Here is a 24,126-nt window from a genome sequence, read left to right on the forward strand (position 1 = left end):
ATTTAATAACGGTTACCGGGAAAGTTTTTCCATCCCCGCAACAAGCTAGCGGGGTATTTGACTGAAATAAACATCTCTATTTATTGCTCTCGCTGACTCGTTTTTACTTATTGTCCGCTACTGTTATTTTGATAACGAATTCAGTTCCAGAATCCCTGTTCAAGTCAAGTTCTCCATCCAACTGGTCTACCAGGATGGTTACCAACTGGATTCCAAGGGTATCGAAGTCTTCCAGATTGATGCTTTCAGGTATACCTATCCCGTTATCCGAAACGGTCAAAATATAACTTTTATTTTTACGTGCTTCATTACTGTCTTCAGTTTCGCAGTCTTCAGATTCTCCGCTTTCTTCCCTGAAGAGTTTTATCTTGATTTCTCCGTTTTTCCCGCCTGGAAATGCATGTTTGAGGGAATTTGAAACCAGTTCATTAACAATCATTCCTAATGGGACTGCAGTGTCCATATCAAAAAAAATAGCTTCCTCGATTTCCAGGATCATTTTGGCTCCTGAAGCTCCAACATTGTAACACCTGAAGAGCTCTTCAGTAAGCTTCTGCAGGTAAGTTGCAAAGTTAAGAATACTGACTTCTTTTGACCCATACAATTCTTCGTGGATCAAAGCCATAGAAATAACCCTATTCTGGCTGTCCCTGAAAGCTGCAAGCACTTTTGAAGTATCATAAATATCACTGCCAGCGAATTTTTCAGCCTGCAGGTCGAGCAGAGAAGAGATCACTTGTAAGTTATTTTTTATTCTATGATGGATTTCCTTTTTACGGACTTCTTCAATCTTTTTCAGAGCATATTCAGCCTTTTTCCTTTCTGTGATATCCTTCATTATCCCAAGGACTTTGTTTGTGAGATAGTTTCCTTTTTGAAGGTAGACTCCGTGATCCTCTATATGGATATAAGTTCCATCTTTCCTTCTAAAACGATATTCCAGATGGAAGTTTTGTTTACTTTCAGTGTTTTTTATGCTTTTGTCGCAGTCATTTATCTTTTGGTCGCAGACTAACCTCTGGTCATCAGGATGGACATTGTTTAACCAGAGCTTAAGTCCGGTGCTCAGTAGTTCTTCCTGAGTATATCCTGTAACCTTTTCTGTTGCCCCTGCCCAGTAAATTTTATCTTCCTCAATATCATACTCGTACACGAGCTGGCCAGTCTGTTCTGTTACGATCCGATATCTTTCCTCACTCTTCTGAAGCTTTTCTTCGGCCTTTTTACTCTCGGTTATATCTCTGGCAATAACCGAGACAGCTATAAGTTCTCCAGAGATGTCGAAAACTGGAGACAGAGTCATTGAGACATCGATAATCTTACCGTCTTTTCTTAACCTTGAAGTCTCGTACTGGTGAATCTTTTCTCCCTGTTTTACCATCTCAATTAGCTTCTGTGTTTCATTTCCCAGAGCGCATGGTATTAAGATTGTTGCAGGCTTCCCCAAAACTTCTTCAGCTGGATACCCATAGATCTGCTCTGCCCCCAGGTTCCAGCTGGTAATGAAACCGTCAAGAGACCGGGTTACAATAGCATCATTTGACGATTCCACTATATTCGCTAAGTTCTGAACTCTTTCTTCTGCTTTTTTACGCTCAATGGAATACTGGATAGAACGTTTCAATAATCTACTGTCTACCTGCCCTTTGACTAGATAGTCCTGAGCGCCTTTCTTTACAGCCTCGATTCCGATTTTTTCATCATTCATTCCCGTCAGAATTATAATGGGAATTCGTGAGTTTCTTGAATGAATTTCAAGAAAAGTATCAATGCCATAGCTATCTGGCAATCCCAGGTCAGATAATATTATATCAAATGGATTCTCTTTAAGAAGACTCAAACCTTCATTCAGGATCTCAACAGTTTTAAGTTCACATCGAAAGTCGGCGAACTCTTCGAGCATCTCTTCAATTAAACCTGCATCACCTGGATTGTCCTCAAAAAGTAAGATTTTTACCTTCTCATCCATAGTCAAACCGCCCTATCCGTGTTGTTCTGGCCTTACTTCGATGGCAGCTTTACAATCTCAAGCCAGAAATTTTCTATGGATTTAACCACGTTTAGAAACTGATCAAAGTCAACAGGTTTGGTAATATATGCGTTGGCATGAAGATTATAAGATCTCAGGACATCCTCTTCGGCTTTCGAAGTGGTTAAAACCACAATAGGTATATTTTTGAGTTCATCGTCGCTTTTCACTTCCTCAAGAACTTCACGTCCGTCTTTTTTTGGTAAATTTAAATCCAGAAGTATTATATCCGGGCGCGGGGAACCTGAAAATTGCCCTTCGCCACGTAAAAAAGCGATTGCTTCTTCTCCGTCCTCTACAATATGAAGAATGTTCCCAATTTTTGCATCTTCGAAACCTTCTTCTATTAGTCCAATATCGCCTTTACTGTCTTCTACTACAAGAATCTCTACCGGTTTAAATACTATCCGAGTTCTCATTTACATGACCATCCTGGTTATAAGTCAAAATAAAAATTTCAAGCCTTCCCGAAACTGATTATCGAATTTGAATCAAATTTCTAAAGATCATATTTTTACGGTATAGTCGTTGCCATTATTACAGTAAAGTCAGTATCATGAGATTTATGTAAAGTCAGTATCACGAAACTTATGGTAAAGTCTTTAACATGAAATTTTTACAGGAATTACTGGTAAAGTAAAGTAAAAGATTGAACCCTTACCCGATTCAGATTCTACCCAAATCTGTCCTCCGTGCCTTTCTACGATTTTTTTACAAATTGAAAGTCCTATGCCTGTCCCTGGGTACTCTTCTCTTTTATGAAGTCTTTTAAAAACTTCAAAAATTCTCTCAGAATATTTAGGGTCAATTCCAATTCCATTATCCTTTACTGAAAATAACCATTGATCAGTCTTTTTTTCGGCAGAAATCTCAATTTTCGGGGCTTTTTCACTTCGGAATTTTACAGCGTTGCTTATAAGATTCTGGAACACCTGAGTAAACTGGACAGGATCTGCCGTTACTACAGGTAAAGAATCATAAGATATACTGGCTTCATTTTCTTTTATGGATACCTCTAAATCAAGTAGCACCTGATCCAGAACAGATTTGCAGTCTGTAGGCTCGAATTCTCTGGCCTTTGTAGTCACTCGAGAAAATTCCAGAAGATCATTTATCAGGTTTTGCATACGGGAAGCCCCGTCTACAGCAAAATAAATGTATTTATCAGCTTTATCGTCAAGCTTTCCCTGATATTTTCTTTGCAAAAGCTGTAAGTAACTTGCTATCATTCTTAAAGGTTCCTGCAAGTCATGGGACGAGACGTAGGCAAACTGTTCTAATTCTGCATTTGATCGAGCAAGCTCTTCTAATTTCAGTTTTAACAGCTCTTCTGCCTTTTTCCGCTCAGTAATATCACGGGCGGCTGCAAAAACCCCAATAACTTCACCATTTTCGTCTTTATATATAGAAGCATTATACAAAACAGGAATTAAGTGACTATTTCTGTGCTGAATTTCAAGTTCGTAGTCCAGTACCAAACCTTCCCTGAAGACATGTTGATATCCTTCTCTGGCTTTCTCAGGCTCGGTGAAATAGTCTGAAAAATCAGTCCCAATTAACTCTTTACGGGAATAACCTGTAACCAGTTCTGTAGCTTTATTCACATCGGTTATCTTCCCATCAGGGCCGATAGTAACCAGAGGGTCTAAACTTGCTTCGATCAGACTACGGTTATAAATGCTTGATAACCTCAGAGCTTCCTCTGCCTTTTTTCGCTCGGTAATGTCTCTTGCAATAACGGAGAAAGCTATAAGTTGCCCGGAAACATCCAAAACCGGAGAAAGAGTTACTGAAACATCTATTAATGTATGATCCTTTCTTAACCGCAATGTTTCATAGTGCTGGATTCTCTCTTCCTCTTGGATTTTCTTAACTAATTGCTTTATCTCTCCTTTACGATTATCTGGTTCAAGTATTGAGATATTTTTTCCAAGAATTTCTCCAGTGAGATAGCCATAAATCTGCTCTGCCCCTTTATTCCAACTTGTAATAACGCCATCAATAGACTTGGTTATAATGGCATCATCCGATGACTCGACAGCACTCGCGAGTATCTGTATCTTTTCTTCAGCCTTTTTCTGCTCACTAATATCACGTGCAGCTGCAAAAACCCCAATAACTTCTCCAGCTTCGTCTCTGTAAACCGATGCATTATACAAAACAGGAGTTATATGCCCGTTTTTATGCCGAATTTCCAGAGGATAATTTCGCACCAGTCCTTTCTGGAACACATGCTGATATCCTTTTCTGGCTTTCTCAGGCTCGGTGAAATAATCCGAAAAATCAGTCCCAATTAACTCCTCACGAGAATAACCCGTAATAGATTCTGTTGAATTATTCACATCAGTAATTTTACCATCCGGACCAATAGTTACAAAGGGATCTATACTTGCCTCGATGAGACTGCGATTATATGCGTTAGCCAGTTTTAATGCCTTTTCAGCCATTTTTTGCTCTGTAATGTCCTGAACTGTTCCTCTCATATGGACAGGGATATTTTCCTCGTCAAAAATAACCTCGGCCTGTTCATGTACTATACGCTCTTCTCCACTGGCTAAGGTAATCCGGTGATTAATACTGTAGTTTTTTCCGTTAAAAGCTTCTTTGACAGAATTATTTACATAATCTTGATCGTCTGGATGCACATAATCTAGAAATACATCGAAAGTTGCCCCAAATTCCTGGGGACTGCGCCCGAAGATGCGATAAATTTCATCAGACCAGTACAACTCATTAGTTATAATGTTCCAGTCCCAGTTTCCAAGATGTGCCATTCTTTGAGCTTCAGAAAGGCTTCTTTCACTTTCTTTCAAAGAATTATAGGCTTTTTCAACTTCTGATGTCCTTTCTTCAACTAATTCCTCTAAATTATCAAGGGTTTCTTTTAACCTAGATTCAGCTTCTTTTATGTATGTAATATCACGGGAGATAGCAAGGACGGAAGCCACTTTACCATTAACAAACTCCGGTACTATTCTTGTGTTGAAGTAGTATTCTTTTCCTTGAGGCGATCTATACTGGAATTCCATTGTCTCTGGTTTTCCTGTGGCAAAAACGCTCTGATGATGTTGTTCCCAGAACTTTATTTGTTCAGGATTTCTTCCCAGTTCGCAATGGTTTTTCCCGATGATTTCTTCCTGAGAATGGCCATAAACTTCGGCAGCGGCAGGATTTACATACATATGGCGATTTTTTTGATTGAAGCGGGCAATTATGTCAGGAGAATTTTCTGCAAGTGTGCGGAATTCATTTTCACTTCTAATCAGGGCTTCTTCAGCCTGTTTGCGTTCGTTAATATCACGGGCAACATGCACGCTCCCGACAATTTTTCCTTTGGAGTCATAGAGTGGCGAAACGCTCACTATGAAATAACCACCCAGGCAGTCTTCGCAAATCTCTTCAGTATGTTCAAGCCCATCCTCAAGCAACCGCCTGTGCGGACAAAAAGAGGGAGCTTCGCAGGTCCCGTGAACAGCATGATAGCAAGTTAACCCTATGCATTCTTCCGGTTTCAGCCCCAATCTTGCCGCCATTGCCCTGTTTGCACGAGCAATCCGGTATTCATTGTCAAGTATGGCTATCAGGTCCGGCATTGAATCAAAGGTAGATCCCCAGTATTGTGTGGCTTGAAAAGCTTTCTCTTCTTCCCTTTTGCGCCTGGAACTTTCAATTTGCGTCCATTTCTCTTCTTTTTTAACCAGGGCAAATTGATGGTTGATAACTACATCAATAATTTCGGTTGCACTGCACTTATCGAGGGAATATGTGCACAGGGCTATCATTGAATAGTTGCTAATGATACTGTCGATTTCTTCTTCATAATCAACAAAACTGTTCCAGTCTTTTTTTTCCAACCAGAAGGTGTTTCCACTCAATCTTAAACCGTCATAGCCTTCAGCCAGAGCTCGATTGAGTTTCTCAACCCAGCCATTAAGTACTCTCTGAGAATCGAAAATTCTCTCTTTGACATACCAGTAAGTATAAGGAATAATTTCGATTTGTCCTTTTTCTAAGTAAACATTAATCTCTGGAATAGCTTTTCTAAGGGCTTCTTTTGCCTCTTCCACTTCCAGAGGTTCTGATGTGATCCACATACAGAATTCGTTGTTTTCCAGGCCAGCTTTAAAATAAGGAACTAATATGTCAACCAAATCCTGTTTTGTCTGGTAGAACTGGCAGAAGTGTGTTCCCCAGGGCACCTCTCCAATAATGTCAATCCCAGAATTCCTCAAAACTTTTCCCATTTCAACCCTTTCCGAATCTCAAAGGTAATTTAAAGGCTAGTATTTAACCAGGTGCGAGGAATTCGTCACCTGTAAGTAATCTTTCAAAACCGGGAACCTTGCAGTAAAAACTTGCTGCAATCGCTCGATCTAATCATTTGATGTTTAACGCTCAATTTTTAACCCACTACTTATAAAGTTTTTAGACCCTGTTATTTTCTTATACGCCAGTCATCCATCATTTTCCAATTTATGTTAATTAATAGTTTATAGTAAAGATCTCAAGATCGCTTTACAGTTATTATTGCTATCGATTTCACGTAGACTTTCCTTATAAAAAGCGAGTCGAAATATTTTTGTAAAAAGTAATAAATAGATCCTTTTTCCAAAGACATTTATAAAATAAATTATACATTCATTATGTTTTTTACAGTTATTAGTTATAAAACTGTCTATGATAAATCTCAAAATATTTAATTCTCACTGAAAATTCTTAAAAAGAGCGCAGTAATATTAAAACATAATATTAAAACATAATAAGAATAGTTTAAATGCTGTAGTACTTATGAAGTAAAGTAAATTCCATAAAATAAAACTAATTTATAAAGCATGTTAGGTTTTATAAAATGTATAAAGATTCTGAAATGCAGTCAATACTATTACCACGTGAAGATGGAATGCAACCAAAAATTAAAAGCAATAATATATTCACTGCACTTTAAAGCGTCAGAATCTCTTGATTGCGAAAATTATTCTTTATTGCTTCTTTTCTAAATTACGTCCCGCATTCCCAGCCGCTCATGTAGCATTCCTGTGTCGGCGTGAGTTCATCGATACTTATGCCCATTGATTTGAGTTTCATTTTTGCCACAAAAGTATCAAGTTCCAGAGGTACCTTATGGACTCCGTTCGGAAGCTTATTTTCGGCAATATAACGCACACAGAGAGCCTGATTTGCAAAACTCATATCCATAACCTCGGCAGGGTGGCCGTCACCGGCAGCAAGGTTAACCAGCCTGCCTTCGGCTATGACATTAATGCGCCTGTCGCCGAGATCGTATTCTTTTATATTATGTCTTACAGTCTGGACAGATTTGGCGAGGGAGGCAAGGGCTTCCATATCGATTTCCACATTGAAGTGGCCGGAATTTGCAAGGATTGCCCCGTCAGGCATGGACTTGAAATGTTCGGCTGTGAGGATATCACGGTTTCCTGTCGTAGTAACAAAGATTTCCCCTAATTTTGCAGCATCTGCCATCTTCATGACCCTATACCCGTCCATCCTGGCTTCAAGGGCTCTTACAGGATCGACTTCAGTAACGATTACATTTGCCCCAAGGCCTGAAGCCCTCATCGCAACTCCGCGCCCGCACCAGCCGTAGCCTGCTACAACGACATTTTTGCCTGCTACCAGGAGGTTTGTTGTCCTGTTAATCCCATCCCAGGCTGACTGGCCTGTCCCGTAGCGATTGTCAAAGAGGTACTTGGTCATGGCGTCGTTTACTGCCATTACCGGCATTTTCAGGGCGCCTTCCTTTTCCATCGCATGAAGCCTGTGAATGCCTGTAGTTGTTTCCTCGCAGCCGCCAAGGATATTCGGAAGCAGGTCGGTCCTTTCTTTATGCAATTTAAATATAAGGTCTGCTCCGTCATCGATTGTGATATCGGGCTTGATGTCCAGGACCCGGTCAATTGCTTCGTAATATTCCTGGCTCTCGACTCCATATCTTGCAAAACAGTTTATATTCTTGCGGGTACCCAGGGCAAGGGCCACGTCGTCCTGCGTGCTGAGGGGATTGCAACCAGTGATTGATACCTCTGCACCGCCTGCAGCGAGGGTCTCTACAAGGACTGCGGTTTTTGCTTCCACATGCAGGGCCATTCCTACCTTCAGCCCTTTCAGGGGTTTTTCCTCCTCGAATTTTTTCCTGACGATGGCAAGTACAGGCATATGGTTTCTTGCCCAGTCCATCTTCATGTTTCCGGATTCTATGAGTTCTTTTTCGGTCATATTGATCCCGTAATATCAGATATTCGGTTGAGTTCGATCTTTATTCTAGCTTCAAACATAAGTGTTTGCCTTTTACTTATTCAGGTTCTATAGCAGAATACTTTATATAATTATTTTTATCATAAGTGGAGTTTTCAGGCGTTTACCCTTGCAACAAGTTCTTCTGCGGCTTTTTGAGCCTCCTCCATTACTTTTTGCTCGTCCAGGGCCAGCACTTTGTAATCGTCCATAAGGACTTTCCCATTTACAATTGTTGTCCTGACATCGCTTCCTCTTGCAGAGTACACCAGGTGGGAAGGCACATCAAAACAGGGGGTTAGATGCGGCTTTTTCATATCCACCACAATCAGGTCCGCTTTCATTCCGACTTTCAACATGCCGGTTTCCGTGCCAAGGGCTTTTGCACCGTTCACAGTACTCATTTGAAGCACCTGCTGCGCAGGAAGAGCAGTAGGGTTGAAAGTATTGACTTTATGCAGAAGAGCAGCCGTTTTCATCTCCTCAAACAGGTCAAGGTTATTGTTTGAGGCACAGCCGTCAGTACCAAGGCTCACATTGACTCCTTTTTCGAGCATCTTTTGTACAGGTGCAATCCCTGAAGCAAGTTTCATATTACTTATGACATTGTGGGAAACATTCACTCCTCTTTTCCCCAGAATTTCTATGTCGCCTTCCGAAAGCCAGACACAGTGAGCTGCAAGCACATCCGGCCCTAAAAACCCTATATCTTCAAGGAGGTGTACTGAACATTTTCCGTACCTTTCTTTCATAGCCAGGAGTTCGGCTTCCGTTTCAAGGAGATGGATATGGATTCCGGCTCCGTCCTTGTTTGCTTCTTCCCTCACCTTTGCAAGGAATTCTTCAGAACAGGTATTCGGGGCATGGGGCCCATACATTGTTTTTATTCGGCCGTCAGCCGCTCCCTGCCAGGCCCGAACAAACCGTTTTCCTTCCTTAAGGTCAGCTTCTCCTTTTTCTTCGTTCCAGAGTTCTATGAGCCCGTGGCAAAGCGAGGCCCGAAGCCCTGATGCCTCAACAGCTTTTGCAGTCTCATCCATATAAAAGTACATATCTGCAAAAGAAGTAGTACCTGACTTGATCATCTCCAGACAGGCAAGCAGGCTGCCTTTATAGACGTCTTCTGCAGTCAGTTTTGCCTCAACAGGCCAGATATGCCCTTCAAGCCAATCTGCAAGCTGCAAATCGTCAGCATAACCCCGAAAGAGCGTCATTGCGGCGTGAGTGTGCGTATTTACAAGCCCTGGCATTACTACCGAATGTTTTGCATCAATCACGGTATCGGCACTTTCGCTGGTCTTTTCCCCTATCTCCGTAATCTTTCCGTCTTCAATAACAACAGTCCCGTTTTTGAGGTCTCCCGCATCAGGGTCCATCGTCAGAACGTAAGCATTTTTTACAATTATGTCAGCCATACAATCAGATCCGTCAGGTAATAAACTGAAGCTGTTAGACTATTCTGAATTTAAGGATGCTGTCCAAATTAAAGAAATACTGGACTTAACAGGTAACTGTGATTAAAAGGTATTGGAATTAAGAGGTTATCCTAAAAAAAGTTGTCCTGAGAATTATGCTAAAACCATGTGAAAAAAGAATTTCATGATTATTCACAAATAAAAATTTTTGAAAATATAAATATTTTTGAGAACAAATAAATTTTTGAAAAATGGATTTTTGCAGCGTTGGCGCTTTACTTTCGGACTTTACTCCATCAAAATTAAAGCCTTTGAAGTCTACTCGAATCTACTCCTTACTTAGAGCCCCTGTTCGCAGTTCTAGCCTCAAGGTTCAGTGCTTCAAGGTAAAGGCACATGATTTTCAGCCTTTCCTCGGCAATCTTTTTTGCGGTATCGGTGTTCAACTTCTCAGGAATTGTGAAAGGTTTGTACTGCATATATTCGTTAAAGCCTTCAATAGGGTCTTCAATGTACACGGTTCTTTTTGAACTCCCTTTATCCATCCCTGTTGTGTACTTTAACATCCTGAGAGCTCCCATGGAAAGAACAGCCCTGAAGATCCCTACTGCTCCAAGTGCATCAAGCCGATCGGCATCCTGCAAAATTCGAGCCTCGAGCGCTTCCGGGCTTTCCCCTGCGCTGAAGCGGTGAGTCCGGATACAACCAGTAACAGCTTCAATAACTTCTTTTCCGAGCCCCATTTTCGAAAGAAATTCAGAAGCGATCTCGGCACTGTATACGGCATGGTCCCCGCCTTCTTCATGTTCCTTAATTACGCCGACATCGTGGAGGAGAGCTGCAAGCTGCAATACTAGAAGATCTCCCCCTTCTTCTTTCTGGATTTCCAGGCAAAGAGCTTCTACCCGGTTTATATGGGACATATCGTGGGAACTGGGCTCGCCTTCAAGAAAGGTAGCTACAAATTCCCTCGTTTTTCCTATCAGGTCCATATTCAGTATTCCATTTCTGCAGCCATAGTTTTAAGATATTCTTGAATTTCAGAAATCGCCTCGGAGAGAACTTTTTTATTATCATAGGTAGTGATTAATTTCACAAGTTCTTCTTTTCTCTCCTTTTTCAATTCCACCCCAAACCTGATCATATTTTCAAGCGCCCGGGTAAGGTTATCAACTATCGAGACTGTAGCCATCTTGGAAGTCCGTGAGAGAGGGTTCAGGTCAATGGTTATAACAGTCTTTCCCATTTCTACAAGTTTTTCACACCTGTCGCCGTCTTCCAGTGGGACAAGCACCACATCTGCGGAATAAATCCCCCGACTTTCTACCAGCCGCCTGGCATGAGAGAGTTCAAGGCTAGCATCCGGATTTTTCCCGAGTACCTCGGAAGCTCCGTTGGCTTTGAGCTGTTCTATTATAAGGTGGACCCTTGTTTCGGTTCTGTGGAAGAGATTGACTTCTATCTTTGCCCCTGTAACATCTGCAAGAGCAACAACTTTGTCAGGAGCGAGAGCTGCGACATTGCCGTTTACGGAGATAACAGGGTTCTTTGCCAGAAGCAGGGCAGCAACTGCAGCCCTTTCCGCATAAAGGGCAGATTTGGTACTTCGCTCGCCTATAAGGTAATCAAAGCTTTCGCCTCTTCCCTGGGAAATTAGCCCCTGAATGCTTGTAATTCCCATTTTTACCCCCGCTGCAACCCTTTCGCGGGCTAGCAGGGATTCATACCTCGGGTGGTCTTTGGGTATCTCGGTCATATCGGTCGCTTACCTTTTTTTAATTTACTTCCCAGTACTTTTTTTATTTATTACCTAAGTTTGTAAATGAGTTTCATTGGTTTTAATATAATTGCCTGATCAATTCAAAGCACTCAAATAAAGTACTCGAATAACAGCACTCAGGCAAATACTCTGGATTATATGCCATCTATTGACCCCAGTTCTTTATTTATGTTCCATTTAAGCTGTAGAGGGGATCAATTACATAGCAAATTTTCTGTTAATCTTTTTTCTGTGAATACTTTCTCAAATATTTTGTATTTCCCATGTATAACTCAAAAATTATATTTTTTTTACCTGAGTTTATCCATTTATCAGTCTTGGCACACAGGTACTTATGCCGTATTCCAGCACCTCTCCAAACTCCTGGAGGGCTTCGTAGAGACGAAACTCCTGGGAGTAAGGGGCAATTGCAAAAACCGTATCCCCAAGCATTGCCTGGGAAGCGAGCCCACCGCTTGCGTTTGCAGCTTCGATCACATCTTTTGCCCTGCTGCTCATAAGGCCGGTTTTACTGGCAAAAGCTTTTGACTGCTTCATGAAGTTCTCAAGAGTGGGTTTCTTAAGCAGCTCGGACATGGCTACTTCTCCCGCACTGTTTATTTTTGCGGCTGCAGCTTCATCCCTCAGGATCGAACCGGTAGAGATCTCGCCAAGTACAATACAAAAAACCCTGGCTTCGGGAGCCGGAATCCTGTCCACAAGCCCGAATTCGGGCCCACCCGGCTGTAGTCTGATAACTACTCCACCGCTGGACTGGGCAGCAATGTCCCCAAGTCCACTGCAGTTGACAACTTCAGCCACGTGGGCATACTCAGTGAGTCTTTTTACAGTCTGGTCCTGGGAAAGTGCATTGTTCAGGGCATAAGCTGTCCCTAAAGCTCCTGCACCTGAAGCTCCAAACCCGCATCCGGTTGGAATTTCTGCCCAGCTTCTTATTCTTACAGGCGATTCAGTCATCATCTCTGCGACTGTCCGAGTAGTTCTGCCTTCAACCCTTTTTCCATTAAGGAAGATTTCAGTCTCTTCTACAGACTTCCCGATCTTTACTTCGGTGGTCACGCCTCCATTCAGGACGATTCCGCAGCCTGTAGAACCCTTGCGATGAGGGTCTTCATGCTCGTGGATCTGGAAAAAACCTGTGATGTGTCCCGGAGCATAGGCCTTTGCCTGAATGTCCGCTCCTTCACTCTCATATATATACATAGAAAACGCCTTTTTGCCACTTCAATCATTTTTTTCAAAGTTCGTTCATGTTTTATAGGATACTTTGCAAAATATTTTCTGATTTCTGTAAGGATTTTTGTAAAATACTCTGGGATACTGTGCAGCAGATTTTTACTTTAACAGATCGGCTACCTCTTTAAGGATAAAGGCTGCAAGTTTGCGTTTGTTCCCGCTTACGTGCCTTGGTTCGCTTTTTTCCCATCCAAGTAGGTACAATTCATTCTCCTCAGTGCCCATTCCGCCTTTTGCGACGTCATTTGCTGCAATCAGGTCCAGTTTTGACGTTTTAAGGGTTGAGGCTGCCCTTGTGAGGAGTTCATCTTTTTCAATTCCGGTTTCAGCCTTGAAACCTATAATCACGAGGTCAGGATACTTTTGACGGCATTCTTTAATCAGTTTGCGGGTAGGTTTCAATCTCAACATAAGTTCTCCTCCCGATTTTATCTTTTCGGGAGAAGGCTCGGCTGTATAATCTGCAATTGCTGCCGAACTGATAAGGATATCGTACCCTTTCTCAAGTTCCGAGAGGACAGCCTCGGTCATGTCGGCGGCGCTCTCTGCAAAAATCTCCCTGATCCCTGCAAATCCAAGCCGATCTCGATGAACCAGGGTTACATCAGCTCCATTGCGGTAAGCTTCAAGGGCAAGTTCCCTGCCGGTTTTGCCCGAAGCCCGGTTCGTTAGAATTCGGATGGGATCCAGACTTTCGGCAGTAGAGCCGCTTGTAATAATTATCTTGCGGTTTTCAAGGGTTTTGTTTCCGAGAGCTCTTTCTACCTCAAGCACAATTTCTTCATTTGCCGCAATTTTTGCGATGCCTTCTTCAAGTCTGGGGCCCACAATAGAGATTCTCCAGCTTTTCAATTTTACCAGATTCTCAGCCACAGCCGGGTGCCTGAACATTGATTCGTGCATTGCAGGAACAACCATTACAGGCACACCAGAGCCAAGGGCAGTTGTTGCAAATGAGGTGACAGGAGTATCATCTATCCCGTATGCGATTTTTCCTATGGTATTTGCGGTTGCAGGGGCTATAAGGAGAAGGTCGGCCCTGCCCTTGAGCCCGCAGAACTCCACATGTTCAACCCTGCCTCCAAGTTCGGTAATTACTGGATTTCCGGTAGCATAGTGCAGGGCATCAGGGTGCAGAATACGCGTGGCAGCTTCTGTCATAACAGCATGGACCTCAGCCCCGTTTCTTATCAGCTCTCTTGCAAGTTCAACTACCCTGACAGCTCCAATACTTCCCGTAACGCCAAGAACTATGGTTTTCCCGGCAAGGGAAGAGCTCTTTTGCCCCTGAATCCAGAGTGTGGGATGGAACTTTTCGGCTCTGGACCTGATGGCCTTTTGCTTATCTTCTTTATCCATTTCATCTACTCGATCCGGTCCCTTTGACCGGGACTTTCCTGGTTAGGGTTCTTGCCCGTCTGGGTTTAAAAGTCTTTCAATTCGGTTCTCATTCAGGCAGCGGAGTGATCTATAAGGTTATAAGCTAGGCAATAATTTCTTAAATCAACTTGCTTTTCAGAAAACACTCCTGAAAGCAAAGTGACATTCAATACTATATTATTAAAACTTTCGAAATAATAAGGATTAAATTGATAACGAGACTTTATAGAAAGCTTTTATTTTATTAACCCGACATTTAAGTCAAAAATAATAGAGTGGAAGGGAGACAAATTAACGACAGGAAAGAAAAAAAAGAAGTCTCTGAAGTTACGAAAAAGGGCTTAAGCACAATTTTAGGGAAAATTTCAGGAAAAGAGCAGCTCGAACTTGAAATAGATAGGCTCAACTCGCAGGTCATTAAATTGGAACTCAACCTGCAGAGTGCAAAAAACCAGCTTGAAAAGAAAGAGATTCTTGCAAAGCAAGCGGTTTCGGACAGGCAGGAAGCTGAGACCTTTTTAAACCAGGAACGTATTCGGACCCGGACCCTCTCCCACGAGCTAGAAACAATCAGGGCTGAATCCGAGGGCAAACTGAAGTTTCACGGGACTGAAAACCTGAGCCTGCAAGCTGTTCAGGCCTACCTCTTCAAACTCAAATCCTTTCATGCCCCGGCAGATGACCTGTTGACTGCTTACCTGCCCCCGAGTACCCGGCTCTCAGGTGTGATAAGTGAAAAGGCTCTTGAGCGCGTAGAAGAGGAAACTCGTACGCTTCTTGACAGGCTTGATTCTGAGACCGGCCTTGTACTTTTTTATGATCTTCACCGCATGGTCTGCGAAGCTATAGCCCCTCCTTTTCCGATTACTTCCCCAGCCTGGCAGCTTAGACACAGTTTTGAGGTCTCTTTGCTTGAAGAGAGCTTAAGTAAGGACTATCGCGTGCTTGTCCTTGTCCTGCATGCAGGCGAATCCTTCATAGGTTTTGCTCCTGATGCACAAGTTTTCGATACTGAGCAGCTTATCCGCAGCAGTGTGAAGGAAAAGCACAGTAAAGGAGGCTTTAGCCAGCGCCGCTTCGAACGCTTGAGGGAAGAGGATATCGCACATCACATGGACAAAGTCCTCGAGGCTCTGGATAGGATTCTTGAAGAAAACAAGTTTATTGACTGCGTTATTCTTAGCGGGGATTTTCAGCTAATTGGAGAAATCCGGAAGCGTTTGCCCCTCAACCTTGAGATTATTGAAAAGCCGTCTGATATCAGGGTCGAAAAAGCAGGCAGTGAAGATATTCTCAGGGCGGTCTTGAGCTCAAGAAGATATCTATTGTGAAGCATGAGGACATTTGCTTCAAAGTTCCGAAAAAGCGTCAGAAAAGAACTTTCAACTTTGGATCGATTTAATAATTTTCTTAAAGAGGGCCTTCTATGTTGGACTTACGCAGTTGAGTATTAAAATAAAGCGTGATCATAACAGTATTTTCAGTAATGAAAAGAAAGTTTGGAGAAATAGTTAAAGCAAGAAATTTTACAACCAGGTGCTCGTTTTGGCTGAAATTGAGGATTTCTACAAAGCAAAAATCCAACATTGAAAGAACAGAATTATACTCAATACGCAAAAAAATTAACCGTGAACTTACAGCAAATTCGGGAGACTACCAATTACTCAGAAATCAGAATCCAAGAACCATAAAGTCAGCAAAAGTATAATAAGAGAGTAAACAGTATTTATTACTTTGATATGTATGATAAGAGATTAAACAGTATTTATTACTTTAATATGTATGGGTGAAACATGGTTTGTATTTCCTAATGTAGGTGGAGTTAATTCTAAAAATTGTAGAGGAGGATTACTTAACCGATGGGAAAAAGCAAAACAATATAGCTTTAATTTTGTAGAGTTACCTGCTCATTTTGTCAGAAAAACCGAAACTAAATTTTTAGGATTAAGTGTGGGTGAATTTCTAACTAAAGAAGCTATAAATAAATTGTATTTGAAAGATGATAAACTTCCAAGAGATATTAGATACATCTTTCACACTGAACCTGCTTTAGCCCCGAAATGCTATTTAAAATGGTATAGTGAACCATGGGTAAATCGGTTTATAGAGATGAACATCGATATTGCTAGGCATATGGGATTACCTCCTTCCGTGATAGAAATCCATCCAGGAAAAAAACCTAATACAAACCAATACATTGCTGAATCTGCTATTAAATTATTTAATAACTTTAAAGACGAATTTAAAGTAAAGCCAACAATTCTCATTGAAAATAGAACCGGACATGTAATATCAAATGGAATACAGATGAAAGAGTTCTGGGAGTATTTAATTAAGAATTATCCCTTATATCAGAAGCATATTGGCTTTGTTGTAGATTTTAGGACTATGTACACACAAGTATCCAAAGATTATTCTAATAATGTAAATAGTCATTTTATCAATAACATTGAAACGATACCTGACGAATCTATAAAAGGATGCCATATCCATAATTTACACACGAAAGCTCCAACAATTAGAGATGGTGTACCCTGGCTATCGGTTTTTAATAAAATAAATAACGTTAAAAATGATTTGATATTGAACCCAGAAGTCTTTAGCCTTGGATTAGCAGTAGAAACAAAAAGATTTTGTATTGACATGATAAATGAAGCGAAGACTAATTTTAACTGAATAGCCAGATATTTTTTACGTATTTATTTTTAGCTTCTTGAAACTAACTTAGGTAGGTTTTCTACAAAGTTCGAAAATCAATATAATAGGACTTAAGCGGTTGAACTGAGAAATAAGTATATCAATTTTCTAACTGTCTAAAAAGGGAATTTGATTACAACGTCTATTATGCGATTTTGTACTTCCAGTGCGTAAGTCCTATATAATATAAAAAGATTTAAATATAATTATGAAAAAGGCCCGTTACTATTAAATAGGGTTCTTTGAATTCGAATGATAAAGATGCTAACATTGAAAAATGAAAGAAAAATACGTTTATGTAACTTTACTTCTGAATCGGTGGAGCTTGGGATACTTCTCGCAATTGTAGGGGGATTTCTTGATTCTTATACATTCGTAGGGAGAGGCGGTGTTTTCGCCAATGCCCAGACAGGAAATGTCGTGCTTATGGGCATAGAGGCTGCAACAGGAGAATGGGGGCAGGCAGTGCTTCATGCGGTACCTATTCTGGCATTTATAGTCGGAGTAGTGGTCGCCGAGATGATTAAAAAACCTTCAATGCGTCTATTTATACCGGATTCCGAAAGAGCAGTTTTAATTATTGAAACTGCAGTCCTTTTTATCGTAGGCTTTATACCTTACACAAGCCCGAATATTATTGTAACGGTTGCGATTTCATTTGTCTCTTCAGTTCAGGTATCCTCATTTCGCAAACTGGTTGGTTCTGCGTATAACACAACAATGATTACGGGAAACTTACGTTCAGCTACACAGTATGCTTATGTTGCTTTCACAAAAAGAGATAATGAGTCGGCTCTGCAAGCCATTCGATACTCTACAATTATCCTCTCGTTTCTAGCAGGAGCTATTTTAGGAGGGTTGCTTACATTATTTGTTGGAGTTAAAGCTGTATGGATAGCAGTTATCGTGCTGATATGCTCTGTAATTTTATTCAATAGCGGACGTAAGGATAAGACCGCCGATATTGGAATATAAGTGTAAATGAGTCAGTAATAGTAGATTGGTGAACCACTAAAAACAGATCAGGAGTTTAGTAACAGTTAGAGTAGTAACGATTAGAGTAGTAAATCACTAACAACATATGTGGTAATTCCTGACAAGATTCATGAATTAGTAACAAAAATTATTAAATTATTGACAAAACAACTTTTGCGCAATCTATATCAGCTTTCAGTGCAGGGAAGGTAAGCAATGGCAAGAGACAGAAGAGATTACTATTATCATCAGGCAAAAGAGGAAGGGTACCGGTCCAGGGCTTCCTTCAAGCTCAAGCAGATCAATGAAAGACATCATATTATCAATCGGGGAGACTCAGTTGTTGATCTAGGCGCAGCCCCAGGTGGATGGCTTCAGGTCGCAAAGGAACTGTCCGGGGGTAAGGTCCTTGGTGTGGATCTGCAGAGAATTGTGCCTATTGAGGGTGTCGAGACTATTCAGGGCGATATAAATGCAGAATCAACCATAAAGAAGATTATTAAGACCGTAGGGACAAAAGGAGCTGACGTGGTGCTTTGTGATGCAGCCCCTAATCTGTCAGGAAACTGGTCTTATGATCATGCAAGGTCAATTGAACTTGCAACTTCAGCCCTGGAATGTGCGAAAAAGATTCTTAAACCTAAAGGGAATTTCGTTGTGAAGGTTTTCCAGGGAGACATGTTTAACGATTACATGCAGAAAGTCAGGGATAACTTTGTCCGGACAATGGCTTATTCCCCTAAAGCCTCGCGGTCCCAGAGTGCGGAAATCTATGTTATTGGAAAGAAATTCCTTACAGCTCCGCTCCGCAAAGGAGACAAATTCGTCGTGGATATCGAGAAGCTGGGCTCAAGTGGGGACGGCACCGTGCTCATTGAAGGATTTGTCGTCTTCGTAAAGGAGGTAGAGGTCGGAGAAAAAGTCAGGATCAAAATAACGGATGTCAAACCAAACTTCGCTTTTGCCGATGTAGCAGAAAAGCTTGGAAAAACCGAAAACCCTGAGTAATTAGAGAGTTCCATTAAATAAGGGGAAGTAAGCAGAAATTAAAAGAAACCAAAATTAAGAGAGAAAAGCGGTCCGAATAAGGGAAAATAAGCGGTAATAGTAAAAATAAGCAGTAAAGGTAAAAATAAGCGGTAATACAAACAATAAAAGATAAAAATGGCTTCCAAACACGGTGATCCAGTTGATTGATCTTCACACTCACACAATTTTCAGTGACGGGGAACTGATCCCCAGCGAACTTGTCCGGCGGGCGGTTATTCATGGTTATAAGGCTATTGCACTTACCGACCATGCCGATTACACCAATCTAGAACAGCTTATTGAAGTCGGAAAAAAGGCAAAATATCTGGAAGAAGAATGGGATATATGTGTTCTATCTGGGGTTGAACTGACACATGTGCCGCCACGGAAGATTGCCCCTCTTGCAAAGAAAGCAAAAGACCTGGGTGTGGAAATCGTGGTCGTACATGGGGAGACCACCTCCGAGCCAGTTGCTCCCGGAACAAATGCAGCATCCGTTGCCTGTGAATATGTAGACATTCTGGCTCACCCGGGCCTGATCTCCGAGGAAGATGTCGAGACCGCTAAAGAGAACAATGTCTGCCTTGAAATCACAGCCAGGAACGGGCACAATCGGACCAACGGTCATGTTTCGCGGCTTGCTCTTGAAATCGGTGCAACGCTTCTGGTAAATACCGATACACACGCCCCTGAAGATCTTATCACCGATGAAACTGCCATGAAAATTGCGATGGGAGCTGGGCTTACCGAGGCAAGGGCAAGAGAGGCGTTAAAAGCTTCTGAAAGGATAATTGCAGAGACTGTTTAAACTGTTATTTCCTACTTTTCCTATTTCACCCCGTGCTTTTTCTCCATTTACTCATTTTCAATTTATTGATGCTTAGTTTGTATCTTTCTTTCAATTTATTCCTTTTTTAGCTACTTCCTTATTTTTTCAGCTTATTCAGCTTTTATTATATTAAAAGAGAAAATAGATCTTAAAGTTGTATCAGATATTTCAAGCAGGAAGTAAATTGAATAGAGAAACATTCAATAAATGCATGAATATTGGTAAATATACAAAGGTTTTTTAGTGTTTGAGTCATTTTCTTTTCGAAAAGTCAATGCTATCTGAAATATTTAGCGCACTGTATAGTTAACTCTCTATCTTCTATTTAGCTGAATTCTTCAATATTCTTGATAGGGCGTTCCATCTCAAAGAATCTGCTATATTATCTATGTAAAATATCAGATTTGGATTTACAAATTCCCAAAACTCCCAAATTGGATTACTGATATTGAAAATTCAGGACCTATAGATACAACTCATTGAGATTGAGAGTTAAAGTTCAAAAATATCTGAGGTACTATAATGAAAAAAATGAGCTTTTTAGTAATCGGCTTGCTACTTATGTCAATAGTAGCGATGTCAGGATGTACTGATAGTAAGACATCTAACACTACTGCTCCTGCAGAAGAGAATGCAAGCAATGTGTCAGATAATAATACTACTATGCCTCCAGGAGGAGAAAACCCAGGTCAGATGCCGCCTGGCAACAGTACCATGCCCCCTGTAGGAGCTCCTGGTAATATGTCAGCTAACGGTACCATGCCTCCTGAAGGAGCTCCAGGTAACATGTCATAATTCGTTTACTTGAAGTGTAGCTCTCAAAACTGATTAAATAAGGCTAAAGGCAGTTGGTTAGATAACAACTTTACTACCTTTACCTTACTTTTTTATTATTTTTTAAATTCATACCCTCAACTCATTCTTGTCGACTGCAACTCCGCAAAGGTATTTTTCGTACAATTATATTGATCGAATCTATTTGTTGCGGTGTCAACGTTACATCTTTTGAAGCAAAATGGAGCAATGGGGGATTATACTCGTTTTCCAGAATTGATCAATAATTCAAGGACAGGACCCGTATAGTCCTATACTATAAAAGCGTATAATATAAAAATCAAGATTTTGTTTTTCGAGGTGTATTATAACATGAGCGTTTATGTAATGCACTTTAATGAAGTCGACAGGACAAATTTGCCTGAGGTCGGAGGAAAAGGCGCTAATCTGGGAGAAATGAACAAGGCGGGATTTCCTGTCCCAGCTGGATTTTGCATTACAACATCGGCTTACCGTGATTTTATTGCAGCAAGCAATGAGATGGACAGATTCTTGGATTTGCTTGACCAGTCAGAACTAAATCAGCCGGAAAAAATTAACAAACTGGGGAAGTTGATCCGGGATCACTTACTAACTGTTCCCATATCCCAAACAATAAAATTCTCTATCCTTGATGCATGGAAAATAGTCGGAGAAGAAAAGGCTTATGCCGTTCGGTCAAGCGCCACAGCCGAAGATTTGCCGACTGCGTCTTTTGCCGGCCAACAGGAAACTTATTTGAATGTAAAGGGAGCAGATCAACTCCTTCAGGCTGTGCGAAAATGCTGGAGTTCGCTATTTACCGACAGGGCAATCATATACCGAATTAAAAATGGATTTGGTCACCGTTCGGTCTATTTGTCTGTAGTAGTGCAGCAAATGGTGTTTCCAGAGATTTCCGGGCTTATGTTTACCGTGGATCCCGTTACCGGGCACAGGAATATTATTTCCATTGATGCCAGCTTCGGGTTGGGTGAAGCTCTGGTCTCAGGAATTGTTTCAGCCGACTCCTATCAGGTCCTCGAGGGTAACATTATCAAAAAGCAAATCGCGGAAAAGAAGAAAGCTGTTTATCCGGTCACAGAAGGGGGAACAGTGACCAGGGAACTTGCTCCTGAACTCCAAAAAAAGCAGGCCCTCTCTGATGATAAAATTCTGGAGCTGGCCCAACTCGGCCAAAAGATAGAAAATCACTACTGCTCGGAACAGGACATTGAGTGGTGCCTGGCAGGAGATAGGTTTTATATCTTACAAAGCCGTCCTATCACCTCTCTTTATCCAATTCCTAAAGTATATGACAATAAACTTTATGTATTTTTGTCGATTGCTCACCTGCAAATGATGACAGATGCCATGAAACCTATGGGGATTTCTATTTTTCGGGGAATAGTTCCCTTTGGAAAAGCTTCTGGACCTTTTCCCAATCAAGTGATAGTTGAAGCAGGATGCAGGCTTTTTTATGACGTGACCCCTCTTTTGTACAGTAAGGCTCTTCGGCGATATTTTATCTGGAGAATTGCTATTGTAGACGAACTAATGAGAGACGCCCTGGCAAAAATAGTATCAAGCGAGATATTTCAACAGGAAGCAAAAGCAAACAAAGGCACAACGAAACAGGTTTTTGAATTATTCAAACCAATTCTTCCGCTCTATTTAAAGGGTATCCCGATCATTGTTAACAATTTATTCTTCCTAGATCCCTCAGACATCATTGAGCGAGCCACAGCTCCTCTGGAACAGAGAATCAATAAGTATAGATACGGCATCATGCAGGCCTCAGGAATAGAGCGGATTAAAAGGGTTCAGGAAAGCATGGAGAAGTTGCTACAGGAACTGAATGGTAGCATGATGTACGTACTATTATCGTTCATTGTCCTGCCCACTGCGAGCCGTCTGACCAGATTATGGTTGGGTGAAGACCTTGATGTTGACACACTGAGTAAATCCCCGCCTGGAAACGTGACCGGTGAGATGGGGTTAATGATTGGGGATCTGGCCGATACAGCACGAAAATATCCTGAAGTTGTGGGTTATCTGGAAAGAGCGGAAGACAGCACTTTCTATCAGGGGCTGAGTAAAGTAAAGGGCGGGGATATATTCAGAACCGAGCTGGACAGGTTCATGGAACTATATGGCATGCGCTGCCCGGGCGAGATCGATATCTCAAACATTCGGTGGTGGGAAGCCCCTACCCTGCTTGTTCCATCCATTATAAACCATATAAAAAGCAATGCTCCGGGTGAACACCGAAACCGGTTCAGACAGGGCCGGAAGGAAGCTCAGAAAGCTATACAAAAACTTCTGGAGCGCATTAGTAATACCCCTGCCGGAAGCCTCAAAGCAAGACTAATGTCCAAGCTTCTTTTCATTTATCGAAATTCTACAGGGTTACGTGAATTTCCCAAGTATGTTATTGTTCGATTTTTTGATATATATCGGCAGGTCATCCTGGCAGAGGCACGAGTTTTACATCAAAGAGGGATTCTGGAAAGGGAAGAAGATGTGTTCTATTTGTATCTCGAAGAGCTGGTCGCATTGTTAGAAAATCGCTTTAATGAGGACCTGAAGCAGCTTATAGGCTCCCGTAAAAGAGCCTACGAGCAGTACCAGAAGATGACTCCTCCCAGGGTTATGACCAGCGAAGGAGAAGTTATTACGGGTGTGAGAAGCGGTGTTGAAGCTCCAAAAGGCGCTTTAATCGGGACTCCTGTTTCGGCCGGAGTTGCAGAAGGGTACGTAAAGGTTATCCTCAAACCCGAAGCCGCAAAATTGAACAAAGGGGATGTTTTAGTAGCGCCTTTTACAGATCCGGGCTGGACTCCCCTGTTTTATTCCGTTGAGGCTCTGGTAGTGGAGATTGGTGGTATGATGACACACGGCTCTGTAATTGCGCGAGAGTACGGTATTCCTGCTGTTGTCGGTATCGAGAATGCTACTAAAATCTTAAAAGACGGCCAATATGTTCGTGTTGATGGTACCAGAGGTTTTGTACAGATTCTAAAGTGAGAAAAATCTTAATCAGACGCTTCAAAAAGGGCAGGATATTTCTCTTTTAATTTTATGAAAAGATCTTTATCTAATTTTGCATTATGAAGTGTTTTTACACTAGAAAGCTGATCAACTAATAAATGCTGAGCCCCTTCTAGATTTGCCTCCTTAAATTTAGCCCCTTGAAGATTAGCTTTTCTGAAGTTAACTCTTTGAAGGTCAGCTCCATTAAAATTAGCTCCATTGAGGTTAGCTCTTTGAAGGTTAGCACCCTCAAGTTTAGCTTTTATAAGGTTAGCTCCAGCGAGATTCGCACCTTTAAGGTTAGCTTTTTGAAGTTTGGCCCTTATAAGTTTAGCATTTATAAGTTTAGCTCCTTGAAGGATAGCTTCCTTAAGTTTGGCTTCTTCCAGGCTAGTTTCCTCAAAATTGGCCTTTCTGAGGTTAGATCCTTTAAGTTTAGCCTTTTCAAGGTTAGCCTTTCCAAGGTTAGCTCTTTCAAGGTTAGCTTTTCTAAGATCAGTTCTTTGAAGATTAGCTTCTTGAAGATTAACTCCCTGGAGTTTAGCTCCTTGTAGGTTAGCCTCTTCAAGATCAGCTCCTTGAAGGTCAGCTTCTTGTAGGTTAGCCTTTTCAAAGTCAGTTTTTCTAAGGCTAGTCTCTTTAAGGTTAGCTTCTTGGAGATTAGCCTTTTCAAGGTCAG

The 24,126-nt window shown here is 41.4% G+C and carries 17 protein-coding genes; 7 read left to right on the forward strand and 10 right to left on the reverse strand.

Annotation, left to right across the window (positions count from 1 at the left end; translation table 11 throughout):
* Positions 1 to 103 precede the first annotated feature (103 nt).
* From BP621_RS04430 to coaBC, 9 genes are all read right to left on the reverse strand, one after another.
* Positions 104 to 1,969, reverse strand: a complete 1,866-nt coding sequence (locus BP621_RS04430; protein WP_292388175.1) for a PAS domain S-box protein — start codon at positions 1,967 to 1,969, stop codon at positions 104 to 106.
* 32 nt (positions 1,970 to 2,001) lie between these two features.
* Positions 2,002 to 2,448, reverse strand: a complete 447-nt coding sequence (locus BP621_RS04435) for a response regulator (RefSeq protein ID WP_292388176.1) — start codon at positions 2,446 to 2,448, stop codon at positions 2,002 to 2,004.
* Between the two features lie 183 nt (positions 2,449 to 2,631).
* A complete protein-coding gene (locus tag BP621_RS04440; protein WP_292388177.1) occupies positions 2,632 to 6,273 on the reverse strand; it encodes a PAS domain S-box protein in 3,642 nt (1,213 codons plus the stop codon).
* 754 nt (positions 6,274 to 7,027) lie between these two features.
* Positions 7,028 to 8,263 carry an adenosylhomocysteinase gene (locus BP621_RS04445; protein WP_292388178.1) on the reverse strand — a complete coding sequence of 412 codons (1,236 nt, stop codon included), beginning with the start codon at positions 8,261 to 8,263 and terminating at the stop codon, positions 7,028 to 7,030.
* A gap of 134 nt (positions 8,264 to 8,397) precedes the next feature.
* A complete protein-coding gene (locus BP621_RS04450) occupies positions 8,398 to 9,696 on the reverse strand; it encodes an amidohydrolase family protein (RefSeq protein WP_292388179.1) in 1,299 nt (432 codons plus the stop codon).
* A gap of 335 nt (positions 9,697 to 10,031) precedes the next feature.
* Entirely contained in the window at positions 10,032 to 10,688 is a 657-nt protein-coding gene (locus tag BP621_RS04455; RefSeq protein WP_292388180.1) for an HD domain-containing protein, read from the reverse strand.
* 2 nt (positions 10,689 to 10,690) lie between these two features.
* A complete protein-coding gene (locus BP621_RS04460) occupies positions 10,691 to 11,452 on the reverse strand; it encodes a 4-phosphopantoate--beta-alanine ligase (protein WP_292388181.1) in 762 nt (253 codons plus the stop codon).
* Positions 11,453 to 11,776: 324 nt separating this feature from the next.
* Entirely contained in the window at positions 11,777 to 12,679 is a 903-nt protein-coding gene (locus BP621_RS04465) for a pantoate kinase (protein ID WP_292388182.1), read from the reverse strand.
* A 132-nt stretch (positions 12,680 to 12,811) separates the two neighbouring features.
* Complete coding sequence (gene coaBC, locus BP621_RS04470; protein WP_292388183.1) at positions 12,812 to 14,071, reverse strand: bifunctional phosphopantothenoylcysteine decarboxylase/phosphopantothenate--cysteine ligase CoaBC; 1,260 nt, start codon at positions 14,069 to 14,071, stop codon at positions 12,812 to 12,814.
* A gap of 296 nt (positions 14,072 to 14,367) precedes the next feature.
* On the opposite strand from coaBC, the gene BP621_RS04475 reads away from it, so the two are divergent.
* From BP621_RS04475 to BP621_RS04505, 7 genes are all read left to right on the forward strand, one after another.
* Positions 14,368 to 15,423 (forward strand): Vms1/Ankzf1 family peptidyl-tRNA hydrolase, encoded by a 1,056-nt coding sequence (locus BP621_RS04475; protein ID WP_292388184.1) that lies wholly within the window; start codon positions 14,368 to 14,370, stop codon positions 15,421 to 15,423.
* Positions 15,424 to 15,874: 451 nt separating this feature from the next.
* The gene (locus BP621_RS04480) at positions 15,875 to 16,768 is read left to right on the forward strand and encodes a hypothetical protein (protein ID WP_292388185.1); all 894 of its coding nucleotides are present in this window, start codon (positions 15,875 to 15,877) and stop codon (positions 16,766 to 16,768) included.
* 339 nt (positions 16,769 to 17,107) lie between these two features.
* Positions 17,108 to 17,764 carry a YoaK family protein gene (locus BP621_RS04485; RefSeq protein ID WP_292388186.1) on the forward strand — a complete coding sequence of 219 codons (657 nt, stop codon included), beginning with the start codon at positions 17,108 to 17,110 and terminating at the stop codon, positions 17,762 to 17,764.
* A 216-nt stretch (positions 17,765 to 17,980) separates the two neighbouring features.
* Positions 17,981 to 18,772 carry a 23S rRNA (uridine(2552)-2'-O)-methyltransferase gene (locus tag BP621_RS04490; RefSeq protein WP_292388187.1) on the forward strand — a complete coding sequence of 264 codons (792 nt, stop codon included), beginning with the start codon at positions 17,981 to 17,983 and terminating at the stop codon, positions 18,770 to 18,772.
* 181 nt (positions 18,773 to 18,953) lie between these two features.
* Positions 18,954 to 19,601, forward strand: a complete 648-nt coding sequence (locus BP621_RS04495; protein ID WP_292388188.1) for a histidinol phosphate phosphatase domain-containing protein — start codon at positions 18,954 to 18,956, stop codon at positions 19,599 to 19,601.
* Between the two features lie 543 nt (positions 19,602 to 20,144).
* A complete protein-coding gene (locus BP621_RS04500) occupies positions 20,145 to 20,417 on the forward strand; it encodes a hypothetical protein (protein WP_292388189.1) in 273 nt (90 codons plus the stop codon).
* A 351-nt stretch (positions 20,418 to 20,768) separates the two neighbouring features.
* Positions 20,769 to 23,441, forward strand: a complete 2,673-nt coding sequence (locus BP621_RS04505) for a phosphoenolpyruvate synthase (RefSeq protein WP_292388190.1) — start codon at positions 20,769 to 20,771, stop codon at positions 23,439 to 23,441.
* An 8-nt stretch (positions 23,442 to 23,449) separates the two neighbouring features.
* On the opposite strand, the gene BP621_RS04510 is transcribed toward BP621_RS04505, so the two are convergent.
* Positions 23,450 to 24,126: pentapeptide repeat-containing protein (locus BP621_RS04510; RefSeq protein WP_292388191.1), on the reverse strand; the 677-nt coding region annotated here is incomplete at its 5' end.

The sequence above is a fragment of the Methanosarcina sp. UBA5 genome, from assembly GCF_002505485.1.
Lineage (GTDB): Archaea > Halobacteriota > Methanosarcinia > Methanosarcinales > Methanosarcinaceae > Methanosarcina.

Coding starts and splice junctions, on each gene's coding strand:
- BP621_RS04450 (WP_292388179.1), bottom strand. CDS start 9,696: ATGGCTGACATAATTGTAAAAAATGCTTACGTTCTGACGATGGACCCT.
- BP621_RS04505 (WP_292388190.1), top strand. CDS start 20,769: ATGAGCGTTTATGTAATGCACTTTAATGAAGTCGACAGGACAAATTTG.
- BP621_RS04480 (WP_292388185.1), top strand. CDS start 15,875: ATGGGTGAAACATGGTTTGTATTTCCTAATGTAGGTGGAGTTAATTCT.
- BP621_RS04490 (WP_292388187.1), top strand. CDS start 17,981: ATGGCAAGAGACAGAAGAGATTACTATTATCATCAGGCAAAAGAGGAA.
- BP621_RS04440 (WP_292388177.1), bottom strand. CDS start 6,273: ATGGGAAAAGTTTTGAGGAATTCTGGGATTGACATTATTGGAGAGGTG.
- BP621_RS04465 (WP_292388182.1), bottom strand. CDS start 12,679: ATGTATATATATGAGAGTGAAGGAGCGGACATTCAGGCAAAGGCCTAT.
- BP621_RS04430 (WP_292388175.1), bottom strand. CDS start 1,969: ATGGATGAGAAGGTAAAAATCTTACTTTTTGAGGACAATCCAGGTGAT.
- BP621_RS04455 (WP_292388180.1), bottom strand. CDS start 10,688: ATGGACCTGATAGGAAAAACGAGGGAATTTGTAGCTACCTTTCTTGAA.
- BP621_RS04460 (WP_292388181.1), bottom strand. CDS start 11,452: ATGACCGAGATACCCAAAGACCACCCGAGGTATGAATCCCTGCTAGCC.
- BP621_RS04435 (WP_292388176.1), bottom strand. CDS start 2,448: ATGAGAACTCGGATAGTATTTAAACCGGTAGAGATTCTTGTAGTAGAA.
- BP621_RS04445 (WP_292388178.1), bottom strand. CDS start 8,263: ATGACCGAAAAAGAACTCATAGAATCCGGAAACATGAAGATGGACTGG.
- BP621_RS04500 (WP_292388189.1), top strand. CDS start 20,145: ATGAAAAAAATGAGCTTTTTAGTAATCGGCTTGCTACTTATGTCAATA.
- coaBC (WP_292388183.1), bottom strand. CDS start 14,071: ATGGATAAAGAAGATAAGCAAAAGGCCATCAGGTCCAGAGCCGAAAAG.